The sequence below is a fragment of the Streptococcus gallolyticus subsp. gallolyticus DSM 16831 genome, assembly GCF_002000985.1.
In the GTDB taxonomy this organism is placed as follows: Bacteria; Bacillota; Bacilli; order Lactobacillales; family Streptococcaceae; genus Streptococcus; species Streptococcus gallolyticus.
Genome location: NZ_CP018822.1, coordinates 557,059 through 576,402, shown reverse-complemented (window position 1 = coordinate 576,402; position 19,344 = coordinate 557,059). Strand labels below are relative to the sequence as shown.

Below are 19,344 nucleotides of genomic sequence, written 5' to 3'. Positions count from 1 at the left end.
TTAGATAAAAACTCTAACAATTAGTAGCAGTACAAAGCGCTCAGCTTTTTTGTTTATTATTATAGTTACTTCTTAGTCAATCATCCATTTTTCACTCACGCATCAACTTGCCATTGCTTCTGTCCGTATTTGCTATATGTAGGAGTAGTTGATTTCAGGCTTTTGCCCAAAATAGAAATCACTTACGCACTAATTTCACTACCGCTTCTGTCCGTGCGGTATGCGGAAACATATCCACCGACTGAATGTAATGAACGTCGTAAACTTTACTCAACTTGACCAAATCTCGAGCTAACGTTGCAGTATTACATGACACATAAACCATTTTAGCAGGCTGATATTTCAAAATAGTATCCAAAAGCTTATCATCAAGTCCCGTACGTGGTGGGTCAACAATCAAAGCATCTGCACGGTAACCTTCCTTGTACCACTTAGGAATAATATCCTCTGCGCGCCCAGCTTCGTAGTGAGTATTCTCAAAGCCCATACGCTGCGCATTTTTCTTGGCATCAGCAATCGCCTCTGGAATAATATCCATACCGCGAACGCTCTTCACCTTAGCTGCAAATGCAAAACCAATTGTCCCAACACCGCAATAAGCATCAATAACATGGTCATTTTCTGAAACATCAAGCGCTGCAACAGCTTGGCCATACAACACTTCTGTTTGCTGTGGATTCAACTGGTAAAAAGCTCGTGGCGAAAGCGAAAATTGATAATCTAAAACTTCCTCGGAAATATCAGCATTTCCCCAGATAACTTCAGTTTTTTCACCATAAATTTCACTTGATTTAGAACGGTTAACATTAACAGCAATTCCCTTAATCATGTCAAATTCAGCTGTTAATTGCTTAATGACAGGGACTAAAAAAACATCTCGACTAGTGATAAAAATCAACTGCACTTGATTGGTCGCAATAGCTTTACGAATCATAACCGTACGCACCCCAGCAATTTTACGTTCATCGTAAATTGGAATGTGGTGCTTTTCTAAAAGTTCAGTCACACGATTAATAATCGCTTGCGTCAATTCATCTTGCACCAAGCAATCTCTAATATCAACCAAACGATGACTACCTTCTTCAAAAAGACCAGATTTTACACTTCCTTTAAATGAACGTGTTTGAAATTGCAACTTGGCACGATAATGATATGGCACCTCCATACCAAGCGTATGGCGAATATCATAATTCTCATAGCCAGCAGGCTTAAATTTTTTCAACGACTGAGCAATCAAATCATCCTTAAACTCTAACTGCTTATCATAACGAAGATGCATGATTTGACAACCACCACATTTTCGATAAATCGGACACGCGGGCTCCACACGAAATTTCGATTTTTTATTAATGGTTATCAGTCTTGCTTGTGCAAAATTACGTTTAACCGCTGTAATCTGACAAAAAATATCCTCACCCTTCAAAGCACCCGGGACAAACACCAAGGTTTTCTTATAAAATCCAATCCCTTCACCATTGATTCCCATACGCTTAATTTTCAAAGGAATTTTTTGCTTTACTTTTAAATTCATTAGTGACTAAATATGACTCCTATATCTTTTAAATTTTCTATCGTAATTTTTCCAATTTTCGGCAAATCCAAAATCTCTTCTTCAGACCATACCTTGAAATCATTGATGCTATAAATACCATTTTCTTCAAAGACATCAAGCTGCGCTGTCGTCAAAAAATCAAGCTCATCCAACAGTATATCCATTACCGTATCCAAACAATAACTGCTCAAATACCCCGAAAGATAACTTGCTGCTCTCTCCACCAACGGCAAAACAAGACGAAACGCCGCATAAACAACCTCAATATCATTTTCAGCATACTCAAGTTTTAAACCAGAATCATCTTCTGCCAAGACCTTGCTCAATGACAAATCCGAACGTAAACAAAAGTCCTCAAATCCCTCAACTTCATCAAATAATCGTTTGAGCAATTCATGAGCAGTAAAATCATCATCCGCAAGAATCGCACCAATCAAAAGAAGCGTTTGTAGCAAATAATCATGTTCATAAGAAACACAATTCTCACAAAAAGCCTTAGCTGAAGCATAATCCGACATCAAAATATAAAGTGACACAATTTCATAATGACAACCATGGTCACCATTTTCATCAAATTTATTTAACTCCTCAAACTGTGTTAAAGCCTTCTGATAAAGTCCATTTACCTTATAAAGCGATGCTAATCTCAATTTTTCACTAAAAAAAGCAAAAGACATTTGTTCAGAATTCCCAGCCAAAGAATCGAGCATCTCTTCAAGAGCCTTGATATCAAAATACAAATCATCCGATAACCGAACATCTCTAGGTACAACTTGTTCATCTCTTTTGCCAGCAAAATCAAGCACATCATCGTCAAACATGAAATCATCCAAATCCCAAAAATCTTCCCCTGCTAACTCAGAAAGCTCTTTTTTCTGAAGAATTGTCTCCCAATCAATTATTTTATTCTTATCACCTTTCATCATCTCACCCTCCCATCTCTACACTTTAATTCTAATCCCTTCTATTTTAACATTTTTGTTATAATGAATATATGAAAATCACTAAAATTGAAAAGAAAAAACGACTTTATCTTTTAGAAATCGACGCTGATGATAAACTTTACGTTACAGAAGACACTATTGTTCACTTCATGTTAAGTAAAAATATGGAAATTGACGAAGCAACACTCAAAGACATTCAAAAGTTTGCTCAGTTTTCTTATGGCAAAAATCTAGCGCTTTATCACATTTCTTTTAAACAACGTACAGCTGCCGAAGTCAAAAAATACCTTGAACAGCATGATATTGACAGCCTTTATATCCCTGAAATTCTTGAAAATCTCAAAAAAGAAAACTGGATTAACGACGAGCAATACGTTGAGACGTATTTATCACAAAATCTCAATACAGGTGACAAAGGTACCTACGTTTTAAAACAAAAACTCATTCAAAAAGGAATTAATTCCCAACTCATTGACCAAAAATTAGCCAATTTAGACTTCTCACCTCTCTCCGAAAAAGTAGCGCAAAAACTTCTCCGAAAATATCAGCATAAACTCTCAACAAAAACACTTAAAGATAAAATCATTCAAAATATGATGAATAAAGGTTTTTCCTACTCAGAAGCCAAAATAGCTTTTGAAAACCTTGAAGTTGAAAAAGATAACGAACAAGAATTTGAATTACTTTATAAAGAACTCGATAAACAATACCGAAAATATAGTAAAAAATATGACGGCTACGAATTAAAACAACGACTAACCCAGTCACTCGCACGAAAAGGCTTCAGTTTTGATGACATAGCCAGCGCCCTCAGAGACTATTTATAGAAATAAATAACATTTCTAAGTGTCTTTTTTCAGAAAATTATGATAAACTATAACAGATAAGTTTAATTGTAGAAAGTTGGTAAGGCATGAAATTACCTAAGGAAGGCGACTTTATTACAATTCAAAGTTATAAGCATGATGGTAGTTTGCACCGTACATGGCGCGACACTATGGTACTAAAAACAACAGATAATGCTGTTATAGGAGTTAACGATCATACACTAGTCACAGAAGGTGATGGGCGACGTTGGGTTACGCGAGAACCAGCTATCCTTTATTTTCATAAAAAATACTGGTTTAACATTATTGCTATGATAAGAGATAACGGTGTTTCATACTACTGCAATCTTGCCAGTCCATACGTTATGGATGAGGAGGCTCTTAAGTATATTGACTATGATTTAGACGTCAAAGTTTTTGCAGATGGAGAAAAAAGACTACTTGACGTCGATGAGTACGAATTACATAAGCAAGAAATGGGCTACTCTCCAGACATTGATTTTATTCTAAAAGAGAATGTCAAAATTCTCGTTGACTGGATTAATAATGGCAAAGGACCGTTTTCACAAGCCTATATTAATATTTGGTACAAACGTTATCTTGAACTGAAGAATCGTTAAAAGTTGCAAGCACTCCTTTTTGGAGTGCTTTTACACTACTTGAAAGGAGTAACTCACAATGGCATTTGAAAAAACCAAAGAACGTTACGCAAGCTTTGGCGTCGCTACTAGCTTACCACATGAAATTATAGATACATTTTGGGATTTATTAGACCACTACCTAAAAAATGTTGTTCCACTTGACCCAATTTTAACATTTAGACTAGCTAATAATCATAACAATGTAACGTTTGAATATCACGACAGCAAACGAAAAATCTTCATTGGTTTTGATTACAACTTCCCGTTTGATCCCTTTTTCCCAGAAATCGTACACATCATTGACCAAGCAGGCGTAGAAACACTCCTACTCCCACACGAACTTGATTAATAATAAAACTCTCTACTATACTAATTGAACTACACCCCAATCGTTAGATTTTATGCCTAACTTTTGGATTCAGTACAAATTGTGTAGAGAGTTTTTATATATTTAAAACAAAATAGTTTTTGTCCGCCTGTGTTAGCATTGTTTTGGAACCATTCGAAACAGCACAGCTCAAAAAAGCTCTGTAACTTTTAAGTAGAATCCCAACTACTAAAAATCGAAACAAAACCAAAAAAGAAGACCAAGTAGTCTTCCTCAACCTTTTTAAAAAATAAATAAAATAGTCCGTACGGGATTCGAACCCGTGTTACCGCCGTGAAAAGGCGGTGTCTTAACCCCTTGACCAACGGACCATATTTCTAATGGGCACAAGTGGACTCGAACCACCGACCTCACGCTTATCAGGCGTGCGCTCTAACCAGCTGAGCTATGCGCCCGAACGCTACAATTATAAAAGGTTATGCCGGCTACATGACTTGAACACGCGACCCTCTGATTACAAATCAGATGCTCTACCAACTGAGCTAAGCCGGCTACTTTCTTATTAATGCGGGTTAAGGGACTTGAACCCCCACGCCGTTAAGCGCCAGATCCTAAATCTGGTGCGTCTGCCAATTCCGCCAAACCCGCATATTAATATGACCCGTACTGGGCTCGAACCAGTGACCCTCTGATTAAAAGTCAGATGCTCTACCAACTGAGCTAACGAGTCTAACGGTCCCGACGGGAATCGAACCCGCGATCTTCGCCGTGACAGGGCGACGTGATAACCGCTACACCACGGGACCTTTGGTATATTTACCTTCTTAATGGGAGTTAACGGGATCGAACCGCTGACCCTCTGCTTGTAAGGCAGATGCTCTCCCAGCTGAGCTAAACTCCCTTTTGCTAAGCGACTACCATATCTAACAGGGGGCAACCCCCAACTACTTCAGGCGTTCTAGGGCTTAACTGCTGTGTTCGGCATGGGAACAGGTGTATCTCCTAGGCTATCATCACTTAACTCTGATTGATTATCCAATCAAAATTGAATACCTATATATTCTAACAAGTTTCCGACGCGCTGTCAATTCGTCTCAGTTACTTTGGATAAGTCCTCGAGCTATTAGTATTAGTCCGCTACATGTGTCACCACACTTCCACTCCTAACCTATCTACCTGATCATCTCTCAGGGCTCTTACTGATATTAAATCATGGGAAATCTCATCTTGAGGTGGGCTTCACACTTAGATGCTTTCAGCGTTTATCCCTTCCCTACATAGCTACCCAGCGATGCCTTTGGCAAGACAACTGGTACACCAGCGGTAAGTCCACTCTGGTCCTCTCGTACTAGGAGCAGATCCTCTCAAATTTCCTACGCCCGCGACGGATAGGGACCGAACTGTCTCACGACGTTCTGAACCCAGCTCGCGTGCCGCTTTAATGGGCGAACAGCCCAACCCTTGGGACCGACTACAGCCCCAGGATGCGACGAGCCGACATCGAGGTGCCAAACCTCCCCGTCGATGTGAACTCTTGGGGGAGATAAGCCTGTTATCCCCAGGGTAGCTTTTATCCGTTGAGCGATGGCCCTTCCATGCGGAACCACCGGATCACTAAGCCCGACTTTCGTCCCTGCTCGAGTTGTAGCTCTCGCAGTCAAGCTCCCTTATACCTTTACACTCTGCGAATGATTTCCAACCATTCTGAGGGAACCTTTGGGCGCCTCCGTTACCTTTTAGGAGGCGACCGCCCCAGTCAAACTGCCCGTCAGACACTGTCTCCGATAGGGATTACCTATCTAGGTTAGAGTAGCCATAACACAAGGGTAGTATCCCAACAACGCCTCCACCGAAACTAGCGTCCCGATTTCGTAGGCTCCTACCTATCCTGTACATGTGGTACAGATACTCAATATCAAACTGCAGTAAAGCTCCATGGGGTCTTTCCGTCCTGTCGCGGGTAACCTGCATCTTCACAGGTACTAAAATTTCACCGAGTCTCTCGTTGAGACAGTGCCCAAATCATTACGCCTTTCGTGCGGGTCGGAACTTACCCGACAAGGAATTTCGCTACCTTAGGACCGTTATAGTTACGGCCGCCGTTTACTGGGGCTTCAATTCACACCTTCGCTAACGCTAAGCGCTCCTCTTAACCTTCCAGCACCGGGCAGGCGTCACCCCCTATACATCATCTTACGATTTAGCAGAGAGCTGTGTTTTTGATAAACAGTTGCTTGGGCCTATTCACTGCGGCTGACTCTAAGCCAGCGCCCCTTCTCCCGAAGTTACGGGGCCATTTTGCCGAGTTCCTTAACGAGAGTTCTCTCGCTCACCTGAGGCTACTCGCCTCGACTACCTGTGTCGGTTTGCGGTACGGGTAGAGTATAATTAACGCTAGAAGCTTTTCTTGGCAGTGTGACATCACTAACTTCGCTACTTAACTTCGCTCCCCATCACAGCTCAATGTTATAGATATAAGCATTTGACTCATATCACACCTCACTGCTTAGACGTGCTCTTCCAATCGCACGCTTTAGTTAGCCTACTGCGTCCCTCCTTCACTATATACTCTAGTACAGGAATATCAACCTGTTGGCCATCGGATACACCTTTCGGTCTCTCCTTAGGTCCCGACTAACCCAGGGCGGACGAGCCTTCCCCTGGAAACCTTAGTCTTACGGTGGACAGGATTCTCACCTGTCTTTCGCTACTCATACCGGCATTCTCACTTCTATGCGTTCCAGCGCTCCTCACGGTACACCTTCTTCACACATAGAACGCTCTCCTACCATACCTAAAAGGTATCCACAGCTTCGGTAATATGTTTTAGCCCCGGTACATTTTCGGCGCAGGGTCACTCGACTAGTGAGCTATTACGCACTCTTTGAATGAATAGCTGCTTCTAAGCTAACATCCTAGTTGTCTGTGCAACCCCACATCCTTTTCCACTTAACATATATTTTGGGACCTTAGCTGGTGGTCTGGGCTGTTTCCCTTTCGACTACGGATCTTAGCACTCGCAGTCTGACTGCCGATTATATCTCATTGGCATTCGGAGTTTATCTGATATTGGTAATCCGGGATGGACCCCTCAATCAAACAGTGCTCTACCTCCAAGAGACTTAACATCGACGCTAGCCCTAAAGCTATTTCGGAGAGAACCAGCTATCTCCAAGTTCGTTTGGAATTTCTCCGCTACCCACAAGTCATCCAAGCACTTTTCAACGTGCCCTGGTTCGGGCCTCCAGTGAGTTTTACCTCACCTTCACCCTGCTCATGGGTAGGTCACATGGTTTCGGGTCTACGACATGATACTAAGCCGCCCTATTAAGACTCGGTTTCCCTACGGCTCCGTCTCTTCAACTTAACCTCGCATCATATCGTAACTCGCCGGTTCATTCTACAAAAGGCACGCTCTCACCCATTAACGGGCTCGAACTTGTTGTAGGCACACGGTTTCAGGTTCTATTTCACTCCCCTCCCGGGGTGCTTTTCACCTTTCCCTCACGGTACTGGTTCACTATCGGTCACTAGAGAGTATTTAGGGTTGGGAGATGGTCCTCCCAGATTCCGACGAGATTTCTCGTGTCTCGCCGTACTCAGGATACTGCTAGGGTTTAAGACTATTTCGATTACGAGGCTGTTACTCTCTTTGGCTTACCTTCCCAGGTAATTCTTCTATAATCTTGCGTCCCACAACGCAGTCCTACAACCCCGATGTGTAAACACATCGGTTTGCCCTCTTGCCAGTTCGCTCGCCGCTACTAAGGCAATCGCGTTTGCTTTCTCTTCCTGCAGCTACTTAGATGTTTCAGTTCACTGCGTCTTCCTCTTCATTACCTTAACAGTAATGAGTGACATGCATCACATGCCGGGTTCCCCCATTCGGACATCTCTGGATCAATGTTTACTTACAACTCCCCAAAGCATTTCGTCGTTAGTCACGTCCTTCATCGGCTTCTAGTGCCAAGGCATCCACCGTGCGCCCTTATTAACTTAACCTTATTTTGGTCTTCTGACCTTAAACTCATTAAATCACAGCGTTTCGGTTTATTTCTTGTTACTTTCTACAATTATTTCTAATTGTGGAATTTGATATAGATATTCAATTTTCAATGGACAATCATCTTGAATCTTTCGATTCAATGGAGCCTAGCGGGATCGAACCGCTGACCTCCTGCGTGCAAAGCAGGCGCTCTCCCAGCTGAGCTAAGGCCCCACAAGACCTCTCAAAACTAAACAAGACTTCCCAAACGTGCTTCCGTTTTTTCCTTAGAAAGGAGGTGATCCAGCCGCACCTTCCGATACGGCTACCTTGTTACGACTTCACCCCAATCATCTATCCCACCTTAGGCGGCTGGCTCCTAAAAGGTTACCTCACCGACTTCGGGTGTTACAAACTCTCGTGGTGTGACGGGCGGTGTGTACAAGGCCCGGGAACGTATTCACCGCGGCGTGCTGATCCGCGATTACTAGCGATTCCGACTTCATGTAGGCGAGTTGCAGCCTACAATCCGAACTGAGATTGGCTTTAAGAGATTTGCTTGCCGTCACCGACTTGCGACTCGTTGTACCAACCATTGTAGCACGTGTGTAGCCCAGGTCATAAGGGGCATGATGATTTGACGTCATCCCCACCTTCCTCCGGTTTATTACCGGCAGTCTCGCTAGAGTGCCCAACTGAATGATGGCAACTAACAATAGGGGTTGCGCTCGTTGCGGGACTTAACCCAACATCTCACGACACGAGCTGACGACAACCATGCACCACCTGTCACCGATGTTCCGAAGAAACTTTCTATCTCTAGAAATAGCATCGGGATGTCAAGACCTGGTAAGGTTCTTCGCGTTGCTTCGAATTAAACCACATGCTCCACCGCTTGTGCGGGCCCCCGTCAATTCCTTTGAGTTTCAACCTTGCGGTCGTACTCCCCAGGCGGAGTGCTTAATGCGTTAGCTGCGGCACTAAGCCCCGGAAAGGGCCTAACACCTAGCACTCATCGTTTACGGCGTGGACTACCAGGGTATCTAATCCTGTTTGCTCCCCACGCTTTCGAGCCTCAGCGTCAGTTACAGACCAGAGAGCCGCTTTCGCCACCGGTGTTCCTCCATATATCTACGCATTTCACCGCTACACATGGAATTCCACTCTCCCCTTCTGCACTCAAGTTTAACAGTTTCCAAAGCGAACAATGGTTAAGCCACTGCCTTTAACTTCAGACTTATTAAACCGCCTGCGCTCGCTTTACGCCCAATAAATCCGGACAACGCTCGGGACCTACGTATTACCGCGGCTGCTGGCACGTAGTTAGCCGTCCCTTTCTGGTAAGTTACCGTCACTGTGTGAACTTTCCACTCTCACACACGTTCTTCTCTTACAACAGAGCTTTACGATCCGAAAACCTTCTTCACTCACGCGGCGTTGCTCGGTCAGGGTTGCCCCCATTGCCGAAGATTCCCTACTGCTGCCTCCCGTAGGAGTCTGGGCCGTGTCTCAGTCCCAGTGTGGCCGATCACCCTCTCAGGTCGGCTATGTATCGTCGCCTTGGTAGGCCGTTACCCCACCAACTAGCTAATACAACGCAGGTCCATCTACTAGTGATGCATTTGCATCTTTCAAGCATCTAACATGTGTTAAACACTGTTATGCGGTATTAGCTATCGTTTCCAATAGTTATCCCCCGCTAGTAGGCAGGTTACCTACGCGTTACTCACCCGTTCGCAACTCCTTCTACTCTAGCAAGCTAAAGTAGTCAGCGTTCTACTTGCATGTATTAGGCACGCCGCCAGCGTTCGTCCTGAGCCAGGATCAAACTCTCATTTAATCTTGTTCTCATTCTGTCACTGACAGATTTATTTTCTTAACAGGTCGATTTCTCAACCCGCACGTTTGGTTCGTCTTGTTCAGTTTTCAAAGGTCTTTGCCTCTTGCGAGACAACTTCTATATTCTATCAAATCTGAAACAGCTTGTCAACTACTTTTTCAAGTTTTTTTCAACTCTGTTTCAATCCGATTTCCGCCGCACCCCTCTCGGACAACAGCTATATTAGTGTATCATCCAAGAAATTTTTTGTCAACATCTTTTTTCAAAAAATTTTCAAGGTTGCAATTCTTGATTGCTGATAAATTCGCTGCTCAATTGACAGCCATAATAGCTTATCATTTCATGACCTATTTTGTCAATATCTTTTTTGGTATTTTTCAGACTCTTAGGAATAAAAACTTATCTCAATGTCTTAAATTAACACTTAAAAATGCAGATTATCATTGATATTTTGGTCTTAATAAAAAATCCGCAAATTGCGGATTTCTGATTTGTTAGTAAATTATTTTGCTTCAATTAAGCCAAGTTCACCGTCTTCACGACGATAAAGAACGTTTGTAACACCATCCTCTGCATCTGTGTAGATAAAGAAGTCGTGTCCTAAAAGATCCATTTGAAGAAGCGCTTCATCGATGTCCATAGGTTTTAGACTAACGTGTTTCGTACGAACAACTTTTACCACTGGTCCTTCTTCCACAGGCTCTGCTTCAAATTCACTTGTAAAAATTTGACTAGCTGGTAATTTTTCACGATGCTTTTTAGCAATTTTTGTTTTGTTTTTACGGATTTGACGTTCAATTTTGTCAGTTACCAAATCAATTGAACCATACATATCTTGTGAGACATCTTCTGCTCTTAGCGTAATAGAATCAACTAAAATGGTCACTTCAACTTTGGCAGTTTTTTCACGATAAACTTTAAGGTTAACGCGAGCGTCTAAACCTTGTTCAGCATGGAAGTATTTTTCAATCTTTCCGAGTTTTGATTCGACATAGTTACGGATAGCATCAGTTACTTCGATGTTTTCTCCACGAATACTATATTTAATCATAAAACACCTCTTTCTCGCTATAAAGCGCTTTCTTTACTCCTTTATTATACTGCTTTCATGAAAATTTGCAAGCATTTACCGCACAATCGTAAAACTTTTTACATTTTTTGCGCCATTTTCATAGAAAAGTTGATATATTCCTTTTAAAGTGGCGCCAGTTGTGTAAATATCATCAATAATCAAGACATTTTCTGGCACCTTTGAAACATTTTTTAAAGAAAAAGGATTGAGAGTTTCTAGGCGCCCTTTTCGTGTTTTATCGGACTGTTTACTGATTTCTCTCTTGATTAGTAAGTCTTCGTAGGAGATTTTAGCTGCTTGTAAAAGCGCTGTTACTTGGTTAAATTGTCTTTCTTTTAGCCGTTTTGGACTTATGGGAACTGGAACAAAGGTATAATTTTTATATTTTTTTAATGCTTGTTTGAGTTCTTTTGAAAAAACGTGACTTAAAAGGATATCTCCTTGAAATTTATATTTTGAGAAATAATCTTTCATTGAAGAATTGTAGGTAAAAAGCGCTTCATGAGAGACGTGATGATGTTGTTTTTCCCATGCTTGACAATCTGGACATTGCTGAGAAAATCCATTTCGGCAGCAGTTAGGGCAATGAACATCTCCTATTCTTTCAAATGTTTTTTGACACTCCAGACAAACGCCGTTGTCATCTTTCTTCATTAAGATGAGGTTTAAAAATTGTTCTTTTTTGGAAAATTCTTGTCCGCAGAGCAGGCAAATCATGCAAATCCTCCTTTTTTATTCATCGCTTTAATTTCAGCAATAGCTTTTCTCATTTCTTTAGTGCTACCGTCATGCAAGAATAACAGTTCTCCTGTTGGACGCTCTGCTGCTCTCCCAACTCGCCCTGAAATCTGAACTAGCGCGCTTTTGGTGTATAATCTATGATTGGCAAGCACTACAAAAACATCTACGCATGGGAAAGTGACACCACGTTCTAAAATGGTTGTTGTTACCAAAATAGAAAGTTCTTGTTTCCTAAATTTTTCTACAATTTCTAAGCGATTTTCTGTTTTACTAGACACAAAAGCGATTTGTTCTTCTGGAAAGTAAGTTTGTAAAATTTGAGTAAAGGCTTCTCCTTGTTCGATATTTGGGAAGAAAATTAGCAAAGGATAGCAGGTTTGACGTTGTTTTTTTAGAAGATTTATTAATTTCTGGGGAATTTTCTTCTTTTGCATATTGGATAAAACGCCAGACAACCAGATTTTTTGTGGCACAACTAATGGATTGGCATGAAAGCGTCGAGCAAGGTGCAATTTGGTCAGAGTTCCTGTTTTTACTTTTTTATCTAATTCATCTGTTGATGTCGCTGTTAAAAAAATCTTGGTTCCATTAGGTTTGATAGCTTTATCAACAGCATGGTAAAGCACGGCATTATCCACAAATGGAAAGGCATCAACTTCATCAATAATTAACAAATCAAAAGCTTGGTAAAATTTTAAAAGTTGATGTGTTGTGGCAATGATTAAAGGGGCACGTTTGTAGGGTTCAGAATCTCCATGAAGCAATGTAATCGGATACGAAAAATCACGTGACAAGCGTTTATAAAGCTCCAGACAAACATCAATTCGCGGACTTGCTAGGCAAACACAACCACCGTCATCAATTATTTTGGATACAGATTGGTAAATCATTTCTGTTTTTCCAGCACCTGTAACAGCATGAATAAGTAGGTCTTTCTTAGCATCAATGCCTTCTAACATCCCTTTTGAAACGTCATCTTGGTAAGGAGTCAATTTTCCTTTCCAAATAAGAGAATCTTTTTTAGAAAAACGTTTTTGTGGAAAATAATAGAGATGTCCATTACTCGTATTTCTTCCAAAAACAAGGCAATTTCGACAATAAAAAACGTTTGTTTGAAGTTTATTTTGTAAAGACACTTGACTACCACAACGATTGCAAACATAATGATGATTTAATTTTGTCATTGCTGGCAACTGTTTAGCATGCTTTTTTAAGGCATCCGAAAGTTGAGCTTGTGTAAATAGTCTTCCATAATAATTATCCAGTTTATCCATACTTTATTTATTCGAAAAATTTTGCTAAATAGCTTAAAATCTTGTAAAATTTTGGTATGAACTATAAAACGATTAAAAATGATGGTATTTTTGAAGAAGAAATTAAAAAGTCACGCTTTATCTGTCAGTTAAAACGAGTTGACACAGAGGAAGAGGGACGTCAATTAATTGCACAAATCAAAAAAGAACATTATAAAGCAACACATTCTTGCTCGGCTATGATTATTGGTGAACATGCTGAAATCAAGCGTTCTAGCGATGATGGTGAGCCAAGTGGAACTGCTGGTGTTCCAATGCTAACTGTTCTAGAAAAACAAGGCTTGACCAACGTTGTTGCCGTTGTGACACGTTATTTTGGTGGTATTAAATTAGGTGCTGGTGGGCTTATTCGGGCTTATTCAGGCAGTGTTGCTAATGCTCTCAAGGAAATTGGTCTGGTTGAGGTAAAAGAGCAAGAGGGGCTCAAAATCACCCTTTCTTATCCTCAATACCAAACCTTTACTAACTTTTTACAGGCTGAAAACCTGCAAGAATTTGATACAGAATTTCTTGAAAATGTCACAACCTATATTTACCTTGACCCTGACAATGTTAAAGAAGTTAGTGGGCGTTTGATTGAATTTTACCAAGGCAAAGTTGACTTTACTAAATCAGGTTCAAAAATTGTCGAAGTTCCCTTGTGATAGTATTTTTTTATCACCTTGATAAGAAATATGTATTTTACAAAGGAATTGATTAGGCATATACTTTTATCTATAAATTTTTAAATCAATAAGAGGTGAACATATGTCAAAAATTTACAATTCAATTACTGAATTAATTGGAAATACACCAATCGTAAAACTTAACAACATTGTCCCTGAAGATGCTGCTGATGTTTATGTTAAAATCGAAGCTTTCAACCCTGGTTCTTCTGTCAAAGACCGTATTGCCCTTCGTATGATTGAAGATGCTGAAAAAGCAGGCACAATCAAACCAGGCGATATTATTGTTGAACCAACTTCTGGAAATACAGGAATTGGTCTTGCATGGGTTGGCGCAGCTAAAGGCTACAAAGTGATTATCGTTATGCCTGAAACAATGAGTGTTGAACGTCGCAAAATTATTCAAGCTTATGGTGCTGAACTCGTTTTAACTCCTGGAAGTGAAGGAATGAAAGGGGCTATTGCCAAAGCAAAAGAAATTGCTGAAGAAAAAAATGGTTGGGTGCCTCTTCAATTTGCTAACCCTTCTAACCCTGCTGTGCACGAAGATACAACAGGTGCTGAAATTATCGAAGCTTTTGGTCCAACGGGTCTTGATGCCTTTGTTTCTGGTGTTGGTACTGGTGGAACAGTTTCAGGTGTTTCTCATGCTCTTAAAAAAGCTAATCCTAACGTTCAAGTTTATGCTGTTGAAGCTGATGAATCTGCCGTGCTTTCTGGTGAAAAACCTGGTCCACACAAAATCCAAGGTATTTCAGCTGGTTTCATCCCTGACACTCTTGACACCAAAGCTTATGACGGTGTTATTCGTGTAGCTTCTGACGATGCTATCATTACTAGCCGCAATCTCGGTGGAAAAGAAGGATTCCTTGCTGGTATTTCTTCTGGTGCAGCTATTTATGCAGCTATTGAAAAAGCAAAAGAACTTGGTAAAGGTAAAAAGGTTCTCGCACTTCTCCCAGATAACGGTGAACGTTACCTTTCAACATCTCTTTATGATTTTAACGACTAATGTCACCAATTATGTTAACTTTCCTTAGGTTACATTTCTCTCCTCTATCATTAAAATAATTATCTATGTATAAAAGCAAAAGCCTATCACAGTCACTGTGATAGGCTTTTTTATTATTCTTTCGTCAATAATTCTAGGCTTTCTTTTGTCCATTTTGGTAAATTGTCCGCCAATGGTTGAAAGCCAATGTTTAGATGGCTATTTGAAAAGCGGTGACGACGGTGTAAGTGATGTTTTTCTTCCTCCAGTGTGCGAAGAGATAAACTTGCTTTTTGCGTAAATTCATCAAAATCAACAACTTGGACTAAAACTTTTTCACCAACACTGAGTAATTGGTAAATGTTTTCAATATAACCTGTTTTAATTTCTGAAATATGAATAAGACCTGTTGTCCCATTATCTAATGCGACAAAGGCACCATAAGGTTTTATACCTGTTATTGTTCCAGTGATTTTGTCGCCAATTCTCATTAGTCCACTACCTCAATTGTTTCGATAACGACATCTTCAACTGGGCGGTCTTGAGCGCCAGTTTCAACGTTAGCAATTTCATCTAAAACTTTGTATGAATCGTCGTCCATGATTTGGCCAAATACGGTATGGCGACGGTCCAAGTGTGGCGTTCCACCATTTGTCGCATAAAATTCTGCAATTGGTTTTGGCCAACCACCACGTTCTAATTCTTTTTGTGCATAAGGAATTTTGCTGTTTTGAACGATAAAGAACTGACTGCCGTTTGTATTTGGTCCAGCATTGGCCATTGAAAGAGCCCCACGAACGTTATAAAGTTCTTCTGAGAATTCATCTTCGAAGCTATCGCCATAGATAGATTGTCCACCCATACCAGTACCAGTTGGGTCACCACCTTGAATCATAAATTCAGGAATAATACGGTGGAAAATAATACCGTCATAGTAGCCATCTTTTGACAAGGCAATAAAGTTTGCAACTGTTTTTGGTGCGTGTTCTGGGAAGAGTTGAATCTTCATATCACCGTGATTAGTTTTGATTGTCGCAACTGGACCTTCAACTGTTGTTAAGTCAACTTGTGGGAAATTTAATTGTTTTTCTACCAAACCGAGTTCCTCCAAAGCATATAAAATGCCATCTTCTTCTACTGTCTTTGTTACAAAATCTGCTTTTTCTTTGAGTTCAGGGACTGCATTGCCCATAGCAATCTTCAAGCCAACATAATCAAAGATTTCCATGTCATTTGGACCATCACCAAACATCATGGCATTGATTGGTTTTAAGTTTTGACTTTCTAGTACGTGCGCAACACCTGAAGCTTTAGAAATACCATTTTTGACGACATCAGATGAATGTTCATGCCAAGGGACTAAACGAATTTCTGTAGCTAATTCATCAGGTAATTGCAACTGAGCATTATTTTCCGTAAAGGTCCACATATGATAAACATCATTTGTCAAATAGAAATCAGGCTCAACGTCGCAGACACCGTAGATTGGTACCATTGCGTCATCGATTAGGTCACAACGAGCTGAAACAATTGGTTTATCTTTTCCAGCAAAACCGTATTCAATTCCTTCTGACTTAGCCCAAGCAACGTATTTTTCGACAATGTCTCGTGGCAACGGGTCATTAACAATTTCTGTTGCTTTTTTATCGATGACATATGTGCCATTAATCGTCACGAAATAATCAGGCTCTAGAGCGCGAATTTCTGGCACAACGCCATAAAGGGCACGCCCGGTTGCAATCCCAGTCATGATACCTTTTTCTTTTAAGCTTTTAAAAACATACTTAATTGATTCTGGCATATAGGCTGTTGCTTTTACGCGCAAGGTGTCATCAATGTCAAAAAAGACAATTTTAGTTTTTTTAGCCTTGTATTTAGTTTTTACATCCATCTGAAAATTATGGGAAAGGAAAAGGTCATCAGAATCTCATTTTCCATAAAAGTGACATCACTTTCCCATTTTCCTTTCTAATTAAAAATCAAAGAAAAGCCATGGTTATATTATATCATTATTCGTCATCTTGCGGTACTAAATGATGTTTAAAGGCATAAACGACTGCTTGTGTACGGTCATCAACTTCTAACTTAGCTAGAATATTTGAAACGTGTGTTTTGACGGTTTTTAGTGAGATAAATAGCTCATCAGCAATAGTTTGATTATCATACCCTTTAGCAAGTAATCTCAAAATATCACGTTCACGCGCTGTCAAATCTTCATGCAATTCTGGTTGCATATCATGAGCTTTGATTTTTTTATCGACTTCTGTTTCAATAGCTAACTCACCACGTGCAACTTTCTGAATGGCATTTAAAATTTCTGCTGCGCTAGATGTTTTTAACATATAACCTTTAGCACCTGCTTCAATGACAGGATAAATTTTTTCGTTATCAAGGTAAGATGTTAAAACAAGAATTTTAGCTTCCTTCCATTCTTCCAGAAGCTTCAATGTTGCTTCGACACCGCTCATTTCTGGCATTACCAAATCCATAACAACCACATCTGGTTTTAATTCTAAAGCCAAATTGATACCATCTAAACCATTTCCAGCTTCGCCAACCACCTCAACATCTGGTTGCAAATTCAAAAAACTTTTTAACCCTAAACGTACCATTTCATGGTCATCAACTAGGATAACTTTAATTTTCTGGGTCATCTTCTTTCTCCTCGTTTCCTCCCTTTACCAGTGGCAAACGAATATCCATTGATACTCCTTTACCTTTTTGACTCAGCAATGTAACTGTTCCAGCCATATCATCAACACGTTCTTCAATATTACTAATACCATAACTTAAATCATGACTTTCATCCATATCAAAACCGACACCGTTATCGACCATTTTAAGTTGAAGCTCGGTTTCTGTTTGATTTAGATAAACCTCTAAACGACTGGCTTTAGCGTGTTTAAGGGTATTACTAATGAATTCTTGTGCAATTCGAAAAACGTTATCCTCTATTTTCTTAGGTAGTTGACCGATATTTTTCTTATAAACAACCTCTATACTACTCTTATCTGTCAATTCTTTCAAGAGGATATCAAAACCTTCTGAAAGGGTTTTATTTTCTAATTCTGTTGGTCGTAAATGCAATAGCAAAATTCGCAAATCTTTTTGAGCATTTTGTAGCATGCTTTCAACAGCCGTCAATTGAAATTCTAATTGCTCTTTTTCAATTTGGTCAAGATTAGCAGACACGCCTGAAAGAATCATCGAAGAGGCGAATAATTCTTGACTAACCGTGTCATGCAAGTCACGCGCAATTCGTTTTCGTTCTTGCTCAACAATTTCTTGACTGTTTAGAATACGACTATTTTCTGTATTTTGCAAACTATTTGTCAAATGCGTCATTTTTTTAGACAAACGCGATAAATTCGTATTGATTTCTGTATCTTCGTCTAGACTGATAGGCTGATTATTCAAAATACGGCGTAAGTTTTGGTTGATGCCACGTTTGCTGTTATCATCTAAAATAACCCAAAGCAAAAGCAACAAAATCGTTACTGCTAGGATTAAAAAGACAATTGAAAAGACAAATTGTTCTCCCATCCAGAAATCTGTGATAAGATTTTTCAGATGCAGATTTAAACTATCCAAAACAACGATAACGATTGAGATGATAATAATACTCGCATAAAGAATAAATAATATAAAATGATGTTTTTTCATTTGCGCACCACCTCAACATCTCCAGCAAGCGTACTAACGATAATTTTCACTGCTTTTAAATACTCTTCGTCCTCACTATGCCATAATTTTAACGATTCATTACGTAAATCATATTCTTCAAAATCAAAGTACCGAACGCTACCATAAATCGCACTAACATCTAATTTCACGGCAACATCAATAGGCACCAAAATTTTTGTTGGACCAAAAACTTTTCGAATGACAACGACATTATCCTTTCCAGTTATAATGACATTGCTTAAATCAATCGTATCACTTCCTGTCAAACGGATAATATTAATATCATCAAATGCATAAAAATCACTATCGTGCGTATCCATTCCAATCCATTGATTACGGACAGGCTTTGCCTTTAATTCTTCCTCACGAAAACGCACCAAAGCATAGCGATTTTTTTTCTTAACTTGTGAAAAATGATTGATAACAACGTAAACAACGCCTAATACCACCGCCATGATAATATAAGGATTAAGCATAAAAATCAAAAATAAAAGAACAAGACCAATGGTCAATAAAAAATTGTTCCGTTTATCTTGATTATAAAATCGCAGCGCCAATAAAATCAAAACAAGAATAAGAATAAAACTCGATAGATTATTTGCCATGATAGTCATCAAGCCCATCACAATCAAAATCGTTTCTACAATGACAAAAAATTGAACTTTCCTCATATCATACCCTTTCTTTTTCTGTATTTTACCAAAAAGCTGCCAAAATTGCAGGTTTCTAACTAAAAAAGCAACATTAAAAGCCTAGGAAAT

15 protein-coding genes, 8 tRNA genes and 3 rRNA genes are annotated in these 19,344 nt (G+C 39.8%); 5 read left to right on the top strand and 21 right to left on the bottom strand.

All coding sequences use genetic code 11. The features are described 5' to 3' along the window. Positions 1-178 precede the first annotated feature (178 nt). Together rlmD and BTR42_RS03165 are read right to left on the bottom strand one after the other, a co-directional pair. Entirely contained in the window at positions 179-1,531 is a 1,353-nt protein-coding gene (gene rlmD / locus BTR42_RS03170) for a 23S rRNA (uracil(1939)-C(5))-methyltransferase RlmD (RefSeq protein WP_077496369.1), read from the bottom strand. Further along, positions 1,531-2,475 carry a DNA-binding protein gene (locus BTR42_RS03165; protein WP_077497996.1) on the bottom strand — a complete coding sequence of 315 codons (945 nt, stop codon included), beginning with the start codon at positions 2,473-2,475 and terminating at the stop codon, positions 1,531-1,533. Before BTR42_RS03165 ends, rlmD begins: the two co-directional genes overlap by 1 nt. A 71-nt stretch (positions 2,476-2,546) precedes the next feature. Here BTR42_RS03165 and recX point away from each other — a divergent pair, with 71 nt between their 5' ends. The 3 genes from recX (at position 2,547) to BTR42_RS03150 (ending at position 4,313) form a co-directional block, all read left to right on the top strand. Then, positions 2,547-3,323: a recombination regulator RecX gene (gene recX / locus BTR42_RS03160; RefSeq protein ID WP_077496367.1), complete on the top strand. Its 777-nt coding sequence runs from the start codon at positions 2,547-2,549 to the stop codon at positions 3,321-3,323. Between the two features lie 86 nt (positions 3,324-3,409). Then, the gene (gene ntdP / locus BTR42_RS03155) at positions 3,410-3,943 is read left to right on the top strand and encodes a nucleoside tri-diphosphate phosphatase (protein ID WP_003063565.1); all 534 of its coding nucleotides are present in this window, start codon (positions 3,410-3,412) and stop codon (positions 3,941-3,943) included. A 58-nt stretch (positions 3,944-4,001) separates the two neighbouring features. Then, entirely contained in the window at positions 4,002-4,313 is a 312-nt protein-coding gene (locus BTR42_RS03150; protein ID WP_009853578.1) for a DUF960 domain-containing protein, read from the top strand. 278 nt (positions 4,314-4,591) lie between these two features. Here the strand turns inward: BTR42_RS03150 and BTR42_RS03145 are convergent. The 14 genes from BTR42_RS03145 to BTR42_RS03075 all read right to left on the bottom strand — a co-directional run bounded on the left by BTR42_RS03145 (position 4,592) and on the right by BTR42_RS03075 (position 13,204). Next, a tRNA-Glu gene (locus BTR42_RS03145) sits at positions 4,592-4,663 on the bottom strand. A gap of 10 nt (positions 4,664-4,673) precedes the next feature. Continuing rightward, positions 4,674-4,747, bottom strand: a tRNA-Ile gene (locus BTR42_RS03140). Positions 4,748-4,771: 24 nt separating this feature from the next. Continuing rightward, positions 4,772-4,844 (bottom strand) — tRNA-Thr (locus BTR42_RS03135). A gap of 14 nt (positions 4,845-4,858) precedes the next feature. After that, positions 4,859-4,940 (bottom strand) — tRNA-Leu (locus BTR42_RS03130). 9 nt (positions 4,941-4,949) lie between these two features. Next, positions 4,950-5,022: transfer RNA gene (locus BTR42_RS03125), tRNA-Lys, on the bottom strand. 3 nt (positions 5,023-5,025) lie between these two features. Continuing rightward, positions 5,026-5,098, bottom strand: a tRNA-Asp gene (locus tag BTR42_RS03120). A gap of 22 nt (positions 5,099-5,120) precedes the next feature. Then, positions 5,121-5,193 (bottom strand) — tRNA-Val (locus BTR42_RS03115). 4 nt (positions 5,194-5,197) lie between these two features. Further along, positions 5,198-5,313 (bottom strand): 5S ribosomal RNA (gene rrf, locus BTR42_RS03110). An 82-nt stretch (positions 5,314-5,395) separates the two neighbouring features. Then, positions 5,396-8,294: ribosomal RNA gene (locus BTR42_RS03105) — 23S ribosomal RNA — on the bottom strand. 144 nt (positions 8,295-8,438) lie between these two features. Then, positions 8,439-8,511, bottom strand: a tRNA-Ala gene (locus BTR42_RS03100). A 57-nt stretch (positions 8,512-8,568) separates the two neighbouring features. Then, a 16S ribosomal RNA gene (locus BTR42_RS03095) occupies positions 8,569-10,117 on the bottom strand. The 16S, 23S and 5S rRNA genes sit together here with 8 tRNA genes alongside, the layout of an rRNA operon. A 502-nt stretch (positions 10,118-10,619) precedes the next feature. Beyond that, positions 10,620-11,168, bottom strand: coding sequence for a ribosome hibernation-promoting factor, HPF/YfiA family (hpf, locus tag BTR42_RS03085; protein ID WP_003063557.1), 549 nt, complete (start codon positions 11,166-11,168; stop codon positions 10,620-10,622). Positions 11,169-11,243: 75 nt separating this feature from the next. Then, entirely contained in the window at positions 11,244-11,906 is a 663-nt protein-coding gene (locus tag BTR42_RS03080; protein WP_077496365.1) for a ComF family protein, read from the bottom strand. Next, a complete protein-coding gene (locus BTR42_RS03075) occupies positions 11,903-13,204 on the bottom strand; it encodes an ATP-dependent helicase ComFA (RefSeq protein ID WP_074658789.1) in 1,302 nt (433 codons plus the stop codon). The genes BTR42_RS03080 and BTR42_RS03075 overlap by 4 nt, the downstream gene beginning before the upstream one ends. A 56-nt stretch (positions 13,205-13,260) precedes the next feature. On the opposite strand from BTR42_RS03075, the gene BTR42_RS03070 reads away from it, so the two are divergent. Beyond that, a complete protein-coding gene (locus tag BTR42_RS03070; protein ID WP_074658787.1) occupies positions 13,261-13,887 on the top strand; it encodes a YigZ family protein in 627 nt (208 codons plus the stop codon). A 103-nt stretch (positions 13,888-13,990) separates the two neighbouring features. Beyond that, complete coding sequence (cysK, locus tag BTR42_RS03065) at positions 13,991-14,920, top strand: cysteine synthase A (RefSeq protein ID WP_012961540.1); 930 nt, start codon at positions 13,991-13,993, stop codon at positions 14,918-14,920. Between the two features lie 113 nt (positions 14,921-15,033). Here cysK and BTR42_RS03060 read toward each other — a convergent pair whose 3' ends face one another. From BTR42_RS03060 to liaF, 5 genes are all read right to left on the bottom strand, one after another. Further along, positions 15,034-15,390, bottom strand: a complete 357-nt coding sequence (locus BTR42_RS03060; RefSeq protein ID WP_003063541.1) for a S1 RNA-binding domain-containing protein — start codon at positions 15,388-15,390, stop codon at positions 15,034-15,036. Continuing rightward, positions 15,390-16,790 carry a Cof-type HAD-IIB family hydrolase gene (locus tag BTR42_RS03055; protein WP_077496363.1) on the bottom strand — a complete coding sequence of 467 codons (1,401 nt, stop codon included), beginning with the start codon at positions 16,788-16,790 and terminating at the stop codon, positions 15,390-15,392. The genes BTR42_RS03060 and BTR42_RS03055 overlap by 1 nt, the downstream gene beginning before the upstream one ends. A gap of 118 nt (positions 16,791-16,908) precedes the next feature. Then, positions 16,909-17,553, bottom strand: a complete 645-nt coding sequence (locus BTR42_RS03050; protein ID WP_009853571.1) for a response regulator transcription factor — start codon at positions 17,551-17,553, stop codon at positions 16,909-16,911. Beyond that, complete coding sequence (locus BTR42_RS03045) at positions 17,537-18,562, bottom strand: envelope stress sensor histidine kinase LiaS (RefSeq protein ID WP_012961538.1); 1,026 nt, start codon at positions 18,560-18,562, stop codon at positions 17,537-17,539. The genes BTR42_RS03050 and BTR42_RS03045 overlap by 17 nt, the downstream gene beginning before the upstream one ends. After that, positions 18,559-19,254 (bottom strand): cell wall-active antibiotics response protein LiaF, encoded by a 696-nt coding sequence (gene liaF / locus BTR42_RS03040; RefSeq protein WP_009853569.1) that lies wholly within the window; start codon positions 19,252-19,254, stop codon positions 18,559-18,561. The genes BTR42_RS03045 and liaF overlap by 4 nt, the downstream gene beginning before the upstream one ends. Between the last annotated feature and the right edge of the window lie 90 nt (positions 19,255-19,344).